This is a genomic window from Enterococcus sp. DIV1224 (genome assembly GCF_050555455.1).
Classification (GTDB): domain Bacteria; phylum Bacillota; class Bacilli; order Lactobacillales; family Enterococcaceae; genus Enterococcus_B; species Enterococcus_B lactis.
This window is the reverse complement of record NZ_CP187859.1, coordinates 2,222,559-2,238,638: the sequence shown is the minus strand read 5'-3', so window position 1 is coordinate 2,238,638 and position 16,080 is coordinate 2,222,559. Positions and strand designations below refer to the sequence as shown.

Annotated in this window: 16 protein-coding genes; 13 read left to right on the top strand and 3 right to left on the bottom strand. The window is 36.4% G+C overall.

What is annotated here, in order from left to right:
- The first annotated feature begins 53 nt into the window (after window positions 1–53).
- The 3 genes from IGK53_RS11045 (at window position 54) to IGK53_RS11035 (ending at window position 4,130) form a co-directional block, all read left to right on the top strand.
- Window positions 54–1,193, top strand: a complete 1,140-nt coding sequence (locus IGK53_RS11045; protein WP_002290560.1) for an AI-2E family transporter — start codon at window positions 54–56, stop codon at window positions 1,191–1,193.
- Between the two features lie 380 nt (window positions 1,194–1,573).
- Entirely contained in the window at window positions 1,574–3,310 is a 1,737-nt protein-coding gene (locus IGK53_RS11040; protein WP_002328924.1) for a DUF2264 domain-containing protein, read from the top strand.
- Window positions 3,297–4,130, top strand: a complete 834-nt coding sequence (locus IGK53_RS11035; RefSeq protein ID WP_002290562.1) for a hypothetical protein — start codon at window positions 3,297–3,299, stop codon at window positions 4,128–4,130. Before IGK53_RS11040 ends, IGK53_RS11035 begins: the two co-directional genes overlap by 14 nt.
- A gap of 126 nt (window positions 4,131–4,256) precedes the next feature.
- Here the strand turns inward: IGK53_RS11035 and IGK53_RS11030 are convergent, their stop codons facing one another.
- From IGK53_RS11030 to IGK53_RS11020, 3 genes are all read right to left on the bottom strand, one after another.
- On the bottom strand, window positions 4,257–6,044 hold the full coding sequence (locus IGK53_RS11030; RefSeq protein ID WP_002290563.1) for a glycoside hydrolase family 35 protein: 1,788 nt from the start codon (window positions 6,042–6,044) through the stop codon (window positions 4,257–4,259).
- 15 nt (window positions 6,045–6,059) lie between these two features.
- Window positions 6,060–7,223: a glycoside hydrolase family 88 protein gene (locus IGK53_RS11025; protein ID WP_002290564.1), complete on the bottom strand. Its 1,164-nt coding sequence runs from the start codon at window positions 7,221–7,223 to the stop codon at window positions 6,060–6,062.
- A 124-nt stretch (window positions 7,224–7,347) separates the two neighbouring features.
- Window positions 7,348–8,055, bottom strand: a complete 708-nt coding sequence (locus IGK53_RS11020; RefSeq protein WP_002328925.1) for a GntR family transcriptional regulator — start codon at window positions 8,053–8,055, stop codon at window positions 7,348–7,350.
- A 278-nt stretch (window positions 8,056–8,333) separates the two neighbouring features.
- On the opposite strand from IGK53_RS11020, the gene IGK53_RS11015 reads away from it, so the two are divergent.
- The 10 genes from IGK53_RS11015 (at window position 8,334) to IGK53_RS10970 (ending at window position 15,947) form a co-directional block, all read left to right on the top strand.
- Window positions 8,334–9,818 (top strand): BglG family transcription antiterminator, encoded by a 1,485-nt coding sequence (locus IGK53_RS11015; protein ID WP_047928248.1) that lies wholly within the window; start codon window positions 8,334–8,336, stop codon window positions 9,816–9,818.
- On the top strand, window positions 9,808–10,215 hold the full coding sequence (locus IGK53_RS11010) for a PTS sugar transporter subunit IIA (RefSeq protein ID WP_002290569.1): 408 nt from the start codon (window positions 9,808–9,810) through the stop codon (window positions 10,213–10,215). The genes IGK53_RS11015 and IGK53_RS11010 overlap by 11 nt, the downstream gene beginning before the upstream one ends.
- Window positions 10,212–10,526, top strand: coding sequence for a PTS fructose transporter subunit IIB (locus tag IGK53_RS11005; RefSeq protein WP_002290570.1), 315 nt, complete (start codon window positions 10,212–10,214; stop codon window positions 10,524–10,526). The genes IGK53_RS11010 and IGK53_RS11005 overlap by 4 nt, the downstream gene beginning before the upstream one ends.
- A 15-nt stretch (window positions 10,527–10,541) precedes the next feature.
- Window positions 10,542–10,994, top strand: coding sequence for a fructose PTS transporter subunit IIA (locus IGK53_RS11000; RefSeq protein ID WP_002290571.1), 453 nt, complete (start codon window positions 10,542–10,544; stop codon window positions 10,992–10,994).
- A gap of 16 nt (window positions 10,995–11,010) precedes the next feature.
- Window positions 11,011–11,331, top strand: coding sequence for a PTS fructose transporter subunit IIB (locus IGK53_RS10995; RefSeq protein ID WP_002290572.1), 321 nt, complete (start codon window positions 11,011–11,013; stop codon window positions 11,329–11,331).
- Between the two features lie 19 nt (window positions 11,332–11,350).
- Window positions 11,351–12,448 (top strand): PTS fructose transporter subunit IIC, encoded by a 1,098-nt coding sequence (locus IGK53_RS10990; RefSeq protein ID WP_002315682.1) that lies wholly within the window; start codon window positions 11,351–11,353, stop codon window positions 12,446–12,448.
- A gap of 56 nt (window positions 12,449–12,504) precedes the next feature.
- Complete coding sequence (gene alsE, locus IGK53_RS10985; RefSeq protein WP_002290574.1) at window positions 12,505–13,194, top strand: D-allulose 6-phosphate 3-epimerase; 690 nt, start codon at window positions 12,505–12,507, stop codon at window positions 13,192–13,194.
- Window positions 13,195–13,406: 212 nt separating this feature from the next.
- Window positions 13,407–14,333, top strand: a complete 927-nt coding sequence (locus IGK53_RS10980; RefSeq protein WP_002290575.1) for a PTS mannose/fructose/sorbose transporter subunit IIAB — start codon at window positions 13,407–13,409, stop codon at window positions 14,331–14,333.
- A gap of 23 nt (window positions 14,334–14,356) precedes the next feature.
- A complete protein-coding gene (locus IGK53_RS10975) occupies window positions 14,357–15,154 on the top strand; it encodes a PTS mannose/fructose/sorbose/N-acetylgalactosamine transporter subunit IIC (protein ID WP_002290577.1) in 798 nt (265 codons plus the stop codon).
- Window positions 15,141–15,947 carry a PTS system mannose/fructose/sorbose family transporter subunit IID gene (locus IGK53_RS10970; protein WP_002290579.1) on the top strand — a complete coding sequence of 269 codons (807 nt, stop codon included), beginning with the start codon at window positions 15,141–15,143 and terminating at the stop codon, window positions 15,945–15,947. Before IGK53_RS10975 ends, IGK53_RS10970 begins: the two co-directional genes overlap by 14 nt.
- The last annotated feature ends 133 nt before the right edge of the window (window positions 15,948–16,080 follow it).

Sequence of the window (16,080 nt, the reverse complement as noted above, 5' to 3'; positions counted from 1 at the left end):
AATTCTTTGTTAAATGATAAAATAGAAGTATCAAAGGAATTTGGAGGAGAGGTATGCAATCACGTTTTAAACAATCAAAATTATTTTTCTGGACAGTGGAGCTAGTACTCACGATCGTCGGCGTGTATTTTATTTTACAAATGCCGAATATTTTTAGTCCAATATTGAAAATGCTTTCGGCTATTTTTTTGCCGTTGCTTGTGGCTGGTTTTATCTATTATATGTTCGATCCAATCGTTGTTTTTCTCGAAAAGCATCGGATTCCGAGAGTGTTCGGTTTTTTATTGACATTTTTGGTCGTGATCATTTTAGTTGTTTTGACTGTCATGAATGTAGTGCCTCAGTTAGTGGAGCAGACGATTCAATTGACTCAGAGCCTGCCAATCTATGCAGATGAAACAAGCAAATGGTTAAATGAATTGGCGCAGCGAGAAGAGTTTAAAAATTTCAATTTGGAAGAACAATTAGCATCAGCGAATTTATCTCTCAGTAATTTGTTCAATATCATATTGGTCAGCTTATCTGCAAGTGTCACTAAAATCATTTCATTCATGATGCAATTTTTTATTTTGTTATTTACCGTTCCATTTATCTTGCTGTTTATGTTTAAGGATGGACACAAATTTATTGATGCGTTGTCTCATTTTTTTCCGAAAGCGATTCGTAAAGAGTTGCGCCAAACAGTGAAAGAATTAAATGAAACATTGTCTGCCTATATCAGCAGTACGATCTTAGATGCTTTGATTATTGGTGTGATGAGCTTTTTGGCAATGAGAATATTCAATCAGCCTTATAGCTTATTGCTTGCGGTCATTTGCGGCATCACGAATATTATCCCATATGTCGGCCCTTTTATTGGAGCAGTACCAGCAATCATTGTCGGTTTGTTTATCTCTCCATTTCAAGCTTTGTACATGGCGTTGTCGATTCTAGTGATCCAACAATTAGATGGAAATTTGATCAAGCCGTTGTTGTTTGGGAAATCAATGAATATCCATCCACTGACGATCATCTTGGTATTGATTGGAGCAGGAAGTGTCGCAGGAATATTAGGCATGCTGATTTGTATACCTGTCTATGCAGTCATTAAGACGATAATATTAAATATCCGGAAAATCTATTTATTGAGAAGAATGGAACATGTTTCTGAAAAGTTAGATAGTCCAAAAGTGCTGGAAGAAACAAGTGAATAAGCCTATTTAAAAGGGGATCTTAGCGTTCATTTTATTTAGATGTATGCTGAGATTCTTATTTATATGATCCAGTGGATGCTTTTTTATAACCTAACTGTTCCGTCCTGTTTAGGGTGGACGAATTAACAAATCATGGGGTAAATATTGTTTACTGGAAATGGCTCAAAGGTATATTAGATTTCTTTCATTTTAGATAGAGTAAGTAAAACGAAGAAATCACAAGAAATGCTTCCAAGAGAAAACAATACTAAGTGTGCTAACATATTAAGTTTTGATTATCCTGCTTTCTCACTCATTTCATTTTCATCTCACTCAGAAGTCTCTCCTGAAACCGATTTTCTACCATGGTATCCTAAAGAAAAAGAATTCGGAAGGTTGTCATGAATCAGTTAAAACAAAATCTATTTTTGACGCGGCGCGATTTCGAAGAAGCACTAGAGGAGATGATTCTGCCTTTAAAACAGGGACTATTCAATAGTGAAAAACCAGGAGTACGTCTAGGGAGTAGCGGCGCTGTTTATGACGAGAAGAGAGCAGAAATGGAGGCATTTATTCGTCCATTATGGGGACTGGCACCTTATTGGATGAATAATGGGACGAAAGATGAGTTGAAAGACGTCTATCGAAAGAAAATCTTGAAAGGGATGAATCCAAAAGATTCATTTTATTGGGGAGATATTAACGATTATGATCAATATATCGTAGAAATGGTAGCGTTATCTTTGAATCTGTTATTGAATCGAAACTATTTCTTTGATGAACTGTCAGTCACTTCCAAACAACAGTTGATTCATTGGCTAAAACAAGCCTTAGATAAAAAAATACCTAAAAATAATTGGACATTTTTCAAAATTTTGATCCGAATCGCTTTAAAACATTGTGGTGAATCATTAGATAAAGAAAAAATGGAAGCAGAATTACGCTTTATTGACACGATGTATGTAGGAAAAGGCTGGTATATCGACGGTAAATCTTCGCAAAAAGATTACTATGTTCCTTTTGCTTTTCATTATTATGGATTGATTTTTGCCAAATTAATGAAAGATGACTTTCCTGAATGGTCAGAAAAATTCATCTATCGTGCAAAAGAGTTTACGAAGGACTATATTTATTATTTCGATTCCGATGGAGAAGCGTTACCTTATGGACGAAGTCTCATCTATCGATTTGCACAAGGTGCTTTTTTTTCTGCATTGATTTTTGCAGAAGTGGAAGCAATCCCTTGGGGTCAGATAAAGACGCTTCTTTCCAACCATATGAAGCAGTGGATGACACACGATATCTTTACTTATGACGGACGGCTATCCATTGGGTATCATTATGAGAACCTTGTGATGGCAGAAGGTTATAACGCACCGGGGTCTCCCTATTGGGCATTAAAAGTATTTTTATTACTAGCAACAAAAAAAGAACATCCGTATTGGAAAGCCAAACCTGAACCAGTCAATACCAAAGAGAAAAGATTGATTGATAATGGAAATATGCTTTTGTGTCAGGCAAAAGAAGGAAAACATGTACTTGGTTATCCATATGGTTTGATGATTGATGGCCAAGCGCATGCCCCAGCGAAGTATAGTAAGTTTGTCTACTCTACTAAATTCGGCTTTAGTGTGCCAAAAGCGGGAATCACATATGGAGAAGGGGCATTTGATAATACATTAGCTCTTTCAAGAGACGGTGAATATTTCAGGACAAAGAAAAAGGTACGAAGTAGTGAAGCAACAGAGACTTCTGTTATGTATGAATGGCAACCATTCCAAGAAGTGCTGATCCAAACAGAAATTTACCCATTTGGTGAATGGCATGTTCGATTCCATGAGATATATACGACGATTCCTTTAGAGATAAGAGAAGGCGGATTTAGTCTTTTGGTAAAAGAACCAGAAATAACTTTGGCGAAAGACTGTGCAAAAATAAAAGAAACGCATGTGTCTCAAATCATTGCAATCGAGGGGTATGAAGAAGCAGGGATTCAGGTGCTAGAACCAAATACTTCTGTATTCTTTCCAAGAACCAATCTTCCCTATTTTAAAAAGAAAATCGAACCTGGTACCCATCGCTTTATTTGTTTAGTTGGCGGAATAATAAATGGAGGAGAAAAAAATGATCCAAATTGATCTAAAAAATAAAAATAATCAAGTAGTTATTGGCAAAATCGATCACGAGAAAAAAGAAACCGCATTTTCTGCAAATGGAGAAGAAATAGCAGTTTTAGCAATCAAAAATCACACATATGAAGTAGGAGACAAACTGGTCATAACGAAAGAGAAAAATGATCACTATTTTGTTGTGCAATTAGATGAAACATTGGCACCGACACTTCTTTATATTCCAGAGAAGAAATGGGAATATGTGATTCCGCTAGAAGAAACGAAAGCTTCAGTAGAGACGGGATTTCGTTCAAAAAGACATCACATATATGTTCGTAAAGCCTATGATTTTGAAGTGGAAAGCTATCGGAATGTATCTACAAACCCTCATGATCAAAAATTGTTCAGTGGAGCATATCCACATGCATATGCTAATGTAGAGACGAGAAATGATGTGACTTTTTTTGCTAAAAATGCGATTGACGGAAAGTTTGGTAATCGCTCACATGGATCCTATCCATTTACTTCTTGGGGAATCAATCAGCAAAAAGATGCAACTTTGACGATCGACTTTGGACGCTCAATCCAAACCGATCGAGTAAATCTTTTGTTTCGAGGAGATTATCCACATGATAGCTATTGGACAGAAGTTTCGATTTGTTTTTCTGATGGAGAAACAATAAAAGTAGCAACAACAGATACGCTTGAATTTCAATCGTTTTACTTTCCTGAAAAAATGACGAGTTCAGTTACTTTGAAAAATTTGAAAAAAGCAGAAGATACGTCACCATTCCCAGCATTAACACAAATTGAGATTTTCGGACGAGAAGTAATCACTTGTACTTGATTAAGAGAAATAATGATAGAAAAGCTATTCACTATAAAAGGGAATCCGTTTTGAAAATCGAATAATGATTTTCGTAGGACTCCCTTTTTGTATAAGCTAATTTACAGGATGATTATTTTGAATCGTTCATGACAAATCTTTTTTTATTGGTTGATCTGAAAAAATCAATGTATCAATCGATATACCTTCTGTTTCAAAAATAATCACTTCATTTCTGCCTTTTTTTAGTACATCTTTTGGACAATATAGTGATAAAACAGGCCCATGATTCCAGTACCTCCCAAGATTGAATCCATTGATGATGACGACCCCCTTACCATATAAAGAACAATCGATATAAGTATCTGCTTCTTCAGCAAGATCAAACTCAAATTGATAAAAAGAAGGCTGTGACGGGTCTTTGCCAGCGGAATAGTCGATTTTATCTAGTTGAGCTTGTTCGAAAGTCAATGGGTAATGGCGGTATCCAAGATGGAAATGGATATCTTGCATAACACCATTGCGAATCCCTTTTGATTGGGAGGGACTATTCAATTTTGCACCGTAATTGACTCTTCCTAAATTCTCAACTAGAACATCTAATGCGATAGTGGGCTGATTTTTTTGTCCTTCAAGCATCATTTCATCACCCAGTGTTTCTTGTGTTTGCGTTTGATTGTATTTGCCGTCAATATATATTTGTGCACGATCGTTTGTTTCGATTAAACGTAATTTATTTTTATGTCCGTAGTTTTTTAAGGTAAGTGAATATAATAAATAGCCGTAGCCATTGCTTGCTTGTTCCATTGTCAAAGGGTAATCTGTTTTGATTTCTTCACAAATCTGTTCTTTTATATGAAATAGAGAAACGCTTTTATTTACCGGATAAGTCCCTAGATTTTTTAACGTTTTTGTTCGGGGCTCTGCTTGCCAAACAGATGGACAAACTTCTTTGATGACCCTTTGAACTGCATAATATTTCTCAGTAGGTTGTCCAGCTTCGTTTAATAGTGCATCGTAATCATAGCTTGTGATTTGCGGAAGATCTGTATTGCCTCGAGCAGAACACCCATTATAAAAACCAAAATTTGTTCCCCCGTGGAACATATAAAGATTCAAGGAACCAATTTCTAACATCTCTTTTACTTCAGTTGCTAATTCTTCGGGATCACGCGTAATGATAGGTTCTCCCCATCGATTAAACCATCCATCCCAATACTCCATACACATGATCGGCCAATTTTTTTGATGATTCTGCATAAATTCTTTTAAGACCTGCGCATTTTCTTTTGAGTGGCTTCCAAAATTACCAGTCACAAAAATGTCTTCATCAATTAATGTACCAGCATCTAACACCTCTAGCCAAGCACCATCGGAGGTAAATAAAGGAACATCAATCGAATGTGCAAGCATCAATTCTTTTGTTTGGCGTAAATAAGATTTTTCCATTCCGTAAGAACCGTATTCATTTTCGAGCTGCATCATGATGACTGGACCACCTTGTGTGATCTGAAGAGGTGCAAGTTTTGGTAGAAGTACTTGATAATAATTTTTCAATTTTTCCATAAATCGAGGATCGGTAGAACGTACTCTTATATCAGGTTCTTTCAATAACCAAGCAGGTAATCCACCAAATTCCCATTCAGCGCAAATGTAGGCGCAAGGACGTAAAATTACCATCAAGTCTAATTCTTGTGCAATTTTTACAAAGCGAACGACATTTTTGAATCCGGAAAAATCAAAGGAACCTTCTTGTGGTTCGTGAAGATTCCACGGAATATAAGTTTCAACCGTATTTGCTCCTAGTGCTTTTAAATTATATAAACTGTGCTCCCATTGAGAAGGGGGTATTCTGAAATAATGGATTGCCCCACTAATGATTTTTGTAGGAATACCGTCGACTAAAAATTCGTCTTTTATTTTAAATGTTTGCATGTCTATTCATTCTCCTTACCAGTAAGTGTTCCATTCAGGTTTTGCTAAACGCATAAGTGCTTCTAAATAAAAGTAGTCGCCCCATAGATTTGGCTCATCGACTCCTTTTCCTTCCGCATGAGCATAAACGCCATGTAAAAGCAATCCTTCATTTTCTGGATCATTTTTAGCAGTATAGTGTGTTCCTAATTGATAAATCATTCCTTTTGCTATTTCTTTTGCTTTAGGATACGCTTCCATTTTTTCTGCTTCTAATAATCCACATGCAGCAATCGCTAGAGAAGAACTGTCTTTATCTGATGGAAAATCATCATTGAAATCAAAATCCCAGTAAGGTACAAGATCTTGAGGTAAATGTTCTAAGAAAACATCGACGATCGCTTTGTAGTTCAATGGAAAAGGAACAGAATGCAAGTATCGCTCGTTTAGTGGAATCCCTAAAATCGCCCAACTTTGCCCTCTAGCCCAGATCGACTCATCACTATGACCTTGATGCGTTGCACCATGTGTTGGAACTCCTGTGTTTGAGTCAAAGTAATAGGTATGGAAAGTGGTGGCATCTTCACGAATCACGGTATGCAACAATGTCTGGTAATGCTTGAAAGCCACTTCTTTATAATGTGGGTCATTAGAAAGCGTACATGCTTGGAACAACAAAGGAAGATTGATCAAAGAATCAATAATCAAACGGTATTCGAGAGGATCACCGTATGCTCCCCAAGCTTGGATAAAATTCCCTTTGTTCTGAAATCTTGCCACTAAAATATTTGCAGCTTGTAAAAACGATTCTTTACACAACTGACTATCCACGACTTTATACCCGGCTCCAGCAGATAAACTATAAAGAAAACCGATATCATGATGATCAAGGACGAAGTGTTGGTCTAAGCGTTTTTGAAAGCTATGGATATTTTCCATTGCACGTACTAGAAATTTCTCTTCTTTTGTCCATTCATAAGATAACCAAAGCATTCCCGTCCAAAAACCATTTGTCCAATCATCATTTTTTTTGATTCGATATTTTCCGTTTGTTGCACAAGCTGAAGGGAAATCTAACCCGAAACGAACCATATTTTTTTTGATACGCATCATGCACCATTCAAATTGTTCATCCAACCAATTTTTATCTACAAATGTTCCCAATTCAATCAACATTTCCTTTTTTTGTTGAATATTCATAGTTACCTCCTCTTAAAATGTTAACATATTAACTTAAAAGTAGTATACCGTATTTAGAAAAAAAGCGAGTATTGAAGAGGATTTAAAAAAGTTTATTAGAAGAGAGCAAACAAAAAAGTGAAAGCTATTCCGCTTCCACTTCAATTTTTGTTTTAAAGTATTTCCAATGTTTATAACTGATGATATATTCTGCTACACTTTGATCTGCTAAGTAAGAGTGTTTGATTTGTTGGACAACAGGTTCTCGGAAACTTAGATTTAATAGATTAAGTAGTTCTGCATGCTCTGGGAAAACAATTTCATTTGTTTCCACAGAAGCAAGGGAAAAAAGATCAATCCCAAAATCTTTACGAACTTTTTCGTATATACTTGAATAGACAGAAATATCTTTTGCTATTGGTTCTTTCACTAATTTTTTTGGTAAGTGAGTGATGTGGACCAAAAAGGGTGTGTCTTCAAAGAAACGAACACGTTTAATTTTATAGTAAGAAGCACTTGCTGGTAAGCCTAATTCCTTTAAAATATCCATTTCATTTTCTTCCTCAATCGAGAGTACTTTAACTTTTTCTTTATCTAAAGAATGTAGTTCGATATCAGAGAATTTCACACTTTGAGAAACTTTTGATTTTGAAACGAATGTTCCTTTTCCTTGGATACGATAGAGATAGCCTGCAGCAGTTAGTTCATTGAGAGCCTTGACTGCAGTAATTGAACTAACAGAATATTTCCGTTTGATATCTGCTTCTGAGTAAAATTTATCACCAGGAATAAAGTGGTGGTTTTTGATTTCTTCAAGTAAGTCTTGCTTGATTTGCTCGTATTTAGGAATCATACTAGAAGTCTTCCTTTCTTACAACATCATTATCTAATAGGATAACATGTTAACATATCCAAATCAATTAAAACCCATGAATTCTGCTATTGCAGAAGTAAATAAAATTATGATGGTAGATGAAATTAGTGGAACTTTATAAAAATAATAGAAGTAAAATTGGGATAAAACATCACACTTTAGAAAGCGGATACAAAAATGTCTGATGCAATGGACAAATTTCAGTGAAACAGATGGAATAAAAATGGTTATGATAAAGATGCAAAGGGGGAAGGATCATGACTAGTCAAATGAATCGAGAAAATAAATTAGTGTTGCTCTTGTCAAAACAAAATCATTACATGACTTCAGAAGAATTAGCTGATTTATTAGATACCTCGACTAAAACGGTCTACCGCTTAGTAAAAAAAATAAATACAGAATTTCAAAATGGTCACTTGATTTTATCAGAAAAGGGGAAAGGGTATAAATTAGACTACGAAAAATTTATTGAACGAAACAAAGAAACAAATAATCTATCGATTAGTCTATCGCCAAATGAACGTCAGAATCGTGTAATGGAGGAACTTTTACTGTCTTCACCAAGAGCAATCAGGATATCTGAGCTTTTTAATGCCTACGAGGTGGGTGATTCGGCAATTTCCAATGATGAGAAAAGTATCGCACAAAAGTTGAGGAAGTTTGATCTTCAATTGATTCGAAAAAATCGGACATTAGCCATCAAAGGTTTAGAAGAAGATATACGTAGAGGGCTTGCAGAAGTTATTTGGCGCATAAATATCCTTGATATCGATGAAATAAATGCTTCGAAAACGTTCAACTTCAATCGTTACGATGTCTTGTTCGTTTCAGATCAATTAAAGCTAATCGAAAAAATATTAGAAGGTGGACTTCCTTATCCTTACAATGTCAATATTTTTTCACATCTGTATATCTTGATCAGTCGCTCAAGGAAAAGGAGTGCTCCCGCCAGAGAAGAGGAACTAACCACGCAACAAATTGAATTCTTTGAAAAAGATAACCAAATTAAAAAAACAGCCGAAATCGTTATACAAAATGTTGAAAAATATCTGGCAACTTCGTTATCTGTGAATGAATCTTACTATCTCTATCAGTATCTAGTTTCCTCAAGAATGGAAAAAACAACAAAAGAAATAAAAAAATTTCCAGAAGAGGTAGAAAAAATCACTACTTACTATTTAGAAGAAGTAGGCAAACGAATCAATATGAAAGTGACAAATGAAAGTATTTTTATTGATCTAGCCAATCATATCAAACCAATGATCAATCGCTTAAAAAATCGTATCCACGTAAAAAATGGCTTGTTAGACCAAATTCAGCTGACCTATGAAAAAATCTATAACAGTGTGTCTGAAGTATCTAAAGAAGTCAGTCAACACTTCAAATTACCTCTAATCAATGCAGATGAGATTGGCTTCATAACGTTGTATTTCGCACGGATGTTAGAAACACAACAATTACCGATTCAGACATTGATTATGTGTACGACAGGTATTGGAACTTCTGAATTGTTGAAAGCAAAAATCATCAAAAAATTTCCAGACTTAAATATAGTAGATGTCATTGCGACAAAAAACTATCGTACGGCTTTAGAAAAAAATCCGAACATCGAATTGATTTTGACAACTGTTGGAATCCGCTCACGATTAGGAGTCCATACATTACTTGTTAGTGCGATGCTAACAGCAGATGATCAATCACGAATCCAGAAAAAGATTGGGGAAATCTATAATGAAAGATGAGTTCATCGAAAGAATCGAAGTATCCGTTACTTCTCAACGAGAGGCATATCATTGGTTAGCAAGTTCACTTTACCCTGGAGAAGAAGAGAAAATAAGCATATTGATGGAAGCTTTTCTTATGCGTGAACAAAATGGAAATATTCAAATCGAAGAGGGGATCATTCTTCCTCATATTGAACATGAGTTGATCACTGAATCAAAAATCATCATTTTGTATCCCAAAAAAACCATTATTCAATGGAACGAAGCAATCGAACAAGTCGATTTGATTCTTTTTGTATTGCTTTCACCAAACGAAAATACGGAAAAAAAGAAGAAAATAGCAAATTTTATGAGATGTTTAGCGGACGAAACATTTATGCAAACATTAAAGAAAATAAGGAGAGATAAAAGATGAAAATCGTAGGAGTAGCCGCATGCACAGTTGGGATTGCCCATACGTATATTGCACAAGAAAAATTAGAAAATGCAGCCAAAAAAGCAGGATACGAGATGCATATCGAAACGCAAGGAACGATTGGTATCGAAAATGAATTAACCCCAGAACAAATAAAAGAAGCAGATTTCGTGATTCTGGCAATTGATGTAAAAATAAGTGGCAGAGAACGATTTGAAGGAAAACGTATCATTCAAGTACCAACAGAAATCGCCATCAAATCACCCAATAAACTAATCGAAAAAGGCGTTGAAGTCGTAAAACAAGCGTGAAGGAGTGGAAATGCCATGGAAGTAACAAACATTATCGATCCGAATACGATCAAAACAAACTTAGCAGGAACGACAAAAGAAGAAGTACTTGAAGAATTAGCAACTATATTGTTGGAAAATGCGTATATCACCGATGTAAAAGAATTTATGAAAGATATATATGCTCGTGAGAAAGAAGGGCAGACAGGTATTGGGAACTACATTGCAATTCCTCATGGAAAAAGTGCATCTGTCAAAAAGATCGGGGTAGCAATTGGAGTGACAGCTCGAGAAATCCCTTGGGAAACATTAGATGGTAAAGGGGTAAAAGGAATTATTTTGTTTGCTGTGGGCAATGATAATGAAGGGGCTAAAACTCACTTGAAGTTGTTATCTTTATTTGCAAGGAAACTAGGAAATGATGAAGTTGTTGAGCAATTGATCAAAGCAAAAGAGACAAAAGAGGTTATCGCAGCATTTGCATCATAAAAAGGAGGAAGAAAACATGAAGATCATAGGAGTAGCTGCATGTACAGTTGGGATTGCCCATACGTATATTGCACAAGAAAAATTAGAAAATGCAGCCAAAAAAGCAGGACACGAGATGCATATCGAAACGCAAGGAACGATTGGAATCGAGAATGAATTAACCCCAGAGCAAATAAAAGAAGCAGATCTCGTGATTCTGGCGATTGATGTGAAAATAAGCGGCAGAGAACGATTTGAAGGAAAACGTATCATTCAAGTCCCCAGTGAAATAGCCGTAAAGTCACCCAATAAACTGATCGAAAAAGCACAAGAAATAATTGAAAAACAACTTGTTTGATCATAAGGAGGGAAAAAAGATGGAAAAGATAAAAAAGTTAAATTTAAAGGGACATTTATTGACAGCGATTTCTTATTTGATTCCAATCGTTTGTGGAGCAGGGTTCTTGATTGCTATCGGGATGGCGTTCGGTGGAACAAGTCAAGGGACACTGGTACAAGGTAAATTTTCTTTTTTTGATGCTTTAGCAACAATGGGAGGCGCTGGTTTAGGGTTACTTCCTGTAGTCATTGCAACAGGGATTTCTTATTCTATTGCAGCAAAACCAGGGATTGCTCCAGGGTTCATCATCGGATTGACAGCGAATGCTATTGGGGCTGGTTTTATTGGGGGGATATTAGGTGGCTATCTTTCTGGATTCCTCGTGTTAGCTATTTTAAACCATGTGAAAGTCCCAAATTGGGCAAAAGGACTGATGCCAACATTGATTATTCCATTTGTTGCTTCTATCCTAGGTGGGTTAATCATGGTCTATATCATTGGAACACCTGTTGCCTTGTTTACGTCTTTTCTTACGAATTTCTTAGATGGATTAGGTAATTCGTCCTTGTTGATTTTTGGCGGTGTAATCGGCTTACTAAGTGGCGTTGATTATGGTGGACCAATTAACAAAACTGTTTTTGCCTTTGTTCTCACAATGCAAGCAGAAGGAATCAATGGGCCAATTACAGCCCTCCAATTGGTAAATACGGCGACGCCTATTGGTTTTGGATTAGCTTACTTTGTCGCAAAAATATTTCGGAAAAACATCTATACAAAAGTGGAAGTCGAAACATTGAAATCAGCTGTTCCAATGGGTGTGATCAATATCGTCGAAGGTGTGATCCCACTAGTGATGAATGATATCGTCCGAGGTGTGGTTGCTACGGCTATTGGCGGATTTGCTGGTGGTGCAACGACAATGATCCTAGGCGCCGATGCAACAGTACCCTTTGGCGGCGTATTGATGATTCCGACGATGTCCAGACCTTGGGCAGGCGTGATAGCAATCTTAGTGAATGTTCTTGTGACAGCCGTTGTTTTGGCAATTATCAAAAAAGATGTGGGGAAAGAAGTCGAATCCGTAGTGGAAAAGGAAGAAGAAGATATTGACTTGGGAGACATTCAGATTTTCTAAGTCCTTCATTTAGTCGGGGATTCAATCATTGATTTTTAAATAAAGGAGTCTTATATATGAGTAAAGTTTTGTTCTCACCATCTTTAATGACGATGGATCTAGATAAATTTAAGGAACAAATTGAGTTTTTGAATCAGCATGTCGATTCTTATCATATCGATATCATGGATGGACATTATGTACCTAATCTGACATTGTCTCCATGGTTCATTGAGGAAGTACGAAAAATCAGTCATTTACCAATGTCTGCCCATTTAATGGTCACAGACCAAAGTTTTTGGGTGAATCAATTGATTGCACAAAAATGCGAATGGATTTGTATGCATGTCGAATGTTTAGACGGGCTAGCCTTTCGATTGATCGATCAGATCCATGCTGCAGGGCTAAAAGCAGGAGTCGTATTAAATCCTGAAACACCTATTGAAACTATTTTCCCTTATATTGATTTAGTGGATAAAATCACTATCATGACAGTCGATCCCGGTTTTGCTGGACAGCGCTTCATCGAAAGCACATTAGATAAAATCGTTGATTTAAGAAAACTTCGTCAAGAAAAGGGATATCATTATTTGATCGAAATGGACGGATCTTCGAATCGAAAATCATTTAAGCGAATTGATCATGCCGGGCCAGATATCTATATCATCGGCCGTAGTGGATTATTTGGTTTAGACGAAGACATTGAGAAATCATGGGCCATCATGAAAAGAGACTATGAGGAAACAACTGGAAAAAGTATAGAATAAGGAAATAGTTAAAAAGGTGAGAGGCAAAAGTTTAAGAGCTACTTTTGCCTCTCACCTTTTTTGTATGCTGATACTTTTTAGATAATTGTACAGAAATAAAAAAACATAACATGTTAAGATGTTAGGTTTGCGAATGAGATAAACTATGTTATAGTGTGTTTGTACAAAAGATAATATGTTAAGTAGAATTTTATTTTTAGGGAGGAAAAGTGATGCAGAATATTATATTGATTAGTCATGGCAGTATGGCTGAAGGTGTTAAGGCAAGTCTAGAAATGATCGTCGGAAAGCAAGATCATGTTCATGTCGTTGCGTTGACGCCTGATGGAGACAATCGGCAATTCGAAGAAGAATTATTAAAAAAAATGAAAGCCCTTAACGGCTCATCTTTGATTATTGCAGATCTTTTAGGTGGTACGCCATGTAATGTAGCATTAAGCAACTATCTAGAATCAGAAAATGTAGAAATTATTGCAGGGATGTCTTTACCATTAGTTATAGAAGCAACGTTGAATTCAACTGCTACGGTAAAAGAATTGATCCAAGCAGCAACAACTGGCATTGTTGATGTGAAGCAAAAAATGAAACAAACAGAAATCGAAAAAGAACCAAGCCTTCCAATGGATAATAGCCAATTGTATGAGGCATATAAAGGAAAAGAAAATATCGTGAATGTCAGGATGGACGAGCGTTTGATCCATGGACAAGTTGCGGGCATCTGGGCGCCCAGTTTGCACACACAGCGAATCATTGTGATCAACGATGAAGCAGCAGCAGATACGTTACAAAAATCTTCCTTAAGAATGGCAGCGCCTACATCGATGAGACTTTCAGTTTTGCCGGTTGAATCTGCTGCGAAAAATATACGTTCAGGAAAGTATGGAAAACAGCGTCTATTCCTAGTATTCAAAAATCCAACAGATGTCTTACGTTATTTGAAAGCCGGAGGAAAGCTAACACACGTAAATGTTGGAAATATGAGTTATAAAGAGGGATCAAAAGATATAACAAAAAGTATCAAAGTATTAGATGAAGAAATTGATGTGTTCGAATCAATTGCAGCAATGGATATAAATGTAACCGCTCAATTGGTACCAAATGATCCAGTTATTGACTTCATGGATAAACTGAGAAATTAAACAAAAATGAGGAGGAAGAAAGTATGCACTTAGCAGCGTATCAAATTATTCTTATTACGGTTTATGCTTTTATTGCAATCAATGATTCGCTTATTTCAAATACATTAACACAACCAGCCATCGCAGGTATGATTTCTGGAATGATCATGGGAGACTTGAAAACAGGCTTGATGGTTGGAGGTACATTGCAACTAATGAGACTAGGGATTGCGGCTTTCGGTGGGGCATCAGTTCCTGATTATTTCACAGGAGCCGTCTTGGGAACAGTATTTGCGGTTATCTCTGGGAAAGGTGCAGAGTATGGTATAGGATTGGCTGTTCCAGTATCTTTATTGATGTTGCAACTTGATGTAGTCGCTCGCTTTTGTAATGTTTATCTCTTGCATCGTGTAGATAGAGCAATTGATGATATGAAAATCAATCGTATACCGCGATTAGTCTTATCTGGCTCTTTTCTTTGGGGATTATCACGAGCCATTCCGATTTTATTGATGCTTTTAGTCGGTGATGCTGCTGTTTCAACGATCACAGAAAATACACCAGAATGGTTGATGAATGGACTAAAAACTGCTGGTGGGGTGTTACCAGTCGTTGGTGTAGGAATCTTGTTGCATTACCTTCCAACAAAACAATATATTCCTTATTTACTATTGGGTTTCTTTTTAGCCGCTTATTTACAAGTGCCAATGCTTGGTATCTCAATCGTCAGTGTGATTGCTGCAATTATTGTATTTAAAAAAGATAGTGAAAAAGCAGAACATCCGACAGTGACAGCCACAAATAATGGAACATTTGAAGGAGGATATGATGGGGATGAATAACCAGAAATTAACAAAGCAAGAGCTGAATGCGATTAGTTGGCGCTATATTTTAGGAAGTCAGCTGAACTGGAACTATGAACGAATGATGAGTTCTGGCTATTTATATGGGATATTACCAGTATTGAAAAAATTCTATGGTAATGACGAATCACAATTACAGGATATGATGCGTACACATAATCAATTCTTCAATATCAACGCGATTTTCGGAAATTTGATCATGGGGATTGATGTGGCAATCGAAGAAGAAGATGGTTACAAAGCAAAAGACACAATCATTGCCTTAAAAACAGCTTTAATGGGTTCTCTTGCTGGCGTAGGTGATTCATTGTTCCATGTGATTTGGGGAACGATTTTTGGATCGATCGCAGGAACATTAGCTCAAAGTGGCTCAATTGTTGGGTGTGTGATTTGGGTCATCGCGAATATCGCTTTATTATTTGGACGGGCTGCATTATTACCATTAGGATACAAACAAGGAGTCAAACTTGTCACAACTTTGAAAAACAAATTATCTGCATTCACTAATGCCGCAACAGTTTTAGGTGTCACGGTAATTGGTGCTTTGATTCCTTCCGTGGTAAAGGCAGCGGTCCCATTTGTTTATAAAAAAGATGGGGTGGAATTAGTTATCCAAGATACATTAGACGCTATTTTACCCTCTCTTGTTCCAGTGTTACTTGTTTTATTAACTTATTGGATGTTGGGACAAAAGAAATTGAATTCCACACGAGTAATCTGGATCATTTTGATTCTTTCCATTGCATTAAGTGCGTTTGGTATTTTAGCTTAAAAAAGGAAAAGTGAGATACGTCCGTTCACACATTTGTCTAAAAAGTAGAGGCTAAGCGGTTTTCTCATTCACTAAGATAAATGTGATTTTAGCCTCTGTATATTCATACAATCTGATGAGAAAGAGGGAGCAA

Coding starts and splice junctions, on each gene's coding strand:
- IGK53_RS11045 (WP_002290560.1), top strand. CDS start 54: ATGCAATCACGTTTTAAACAATCAAAATTATTTTTCTGGACAGTGGAG.
- IGK53_RS11040 (WP_002328924.1), top strand. CDS start 1,574: ATGAATCAGTTAAAACAAAATCTATTTTTGACGCGGCGCGATTTCGAA.
- IGK53_RS11035 (WP_002290562.1), top strand. CDS start 3,297: ATGATCCAAATTGATCTAAAAAATAAAAATAATCAAGTAGTTATTGGC.
- IGK53_RS11030 (WP_002290563.1), bottom strand. CDS start 6,044: ATGCAAACATTTAAAATAAAAGACGAATTTTTAGTCGACGGTATTCCT.
- IGK53_RS11025 (WP_002290564.1), bottom strand. CDS start 7,223: ATGAATATTCAACAAAAAAAGGAAATGTTGATTGAATTGGGAACATTT.
- IGK53_RS11020 (WP_002328925.1), bottom strand. CDS start 8,055: ATGATTCCTAAATACGAGCAAATCAAGCAAGACTTACTTGAAGAAATC.
- IGK53_RS11015 (WP_047928248.1), top strand. CDS start 8,334: ATGACTAGTCAAATGAATCGAGAAAATAAATTAGTGTTGCTCTTGTCA.
- IGK53_RS11010 (WP_002290569.1), top strand. CDS start 9,808: ATGAAAGATGAGTTCATCGAAAGAATCGAAGTATCCGTTACTTCTCAA.
- IGK53_RS11005 (WP_002290570.1), top strand. CDS start 10,212: ATGAAAATCGTAGGAGTAGCCGCATGCACAGTTGGGATTGCCCATACG.
- IGK53_RS11000 (WP_002290571.1), top strand. CDS start 10,542: ATGGAAGTAACAAACATTATCGATCCGAATACGATCAAAACAAACTTA.
- IGK53_RS10995 (WP_002290572.1), top strand. CDS start 11,011: ATGAAGATCATAGGAGTAGCTGCATGTACAGTTGGGATTGCCCATACG.
- IGK53_RS10990 (WP_002315682.1), top strand. CDS start 11,351: ATGGAAAAGATAAAAAAGTTAAATTTAAAGGGACATTTATTGACAGCG.
- alsE (WP_002290574.1), top strand. CDS start 12,505: ATGAGTAAAGTTTTGTTCTCACCATCTTTAATGACGATGGATCTAGAT.
- IGK53_RS10980 (WP_002290575.1), top strand. CDS start 13,407: ATGCAGAATATTATATTGATTAGTCATGGCAGTATGGCTGAAGGTGTT.
- IGK53_RS10975 (WP_002290577.1), top strand. CDS start 14,357: ATGCACTTAGCAGCGTATCAAATTATTCTTATTACGGTTTATGCTTTT.
- IGK53_RS10970 (WP_002290579.1), top strand. CDS start 15,141: ATGGGGATGAATAACCAGAAATTAACAAAGCAAGAGCTGAATGCGATT.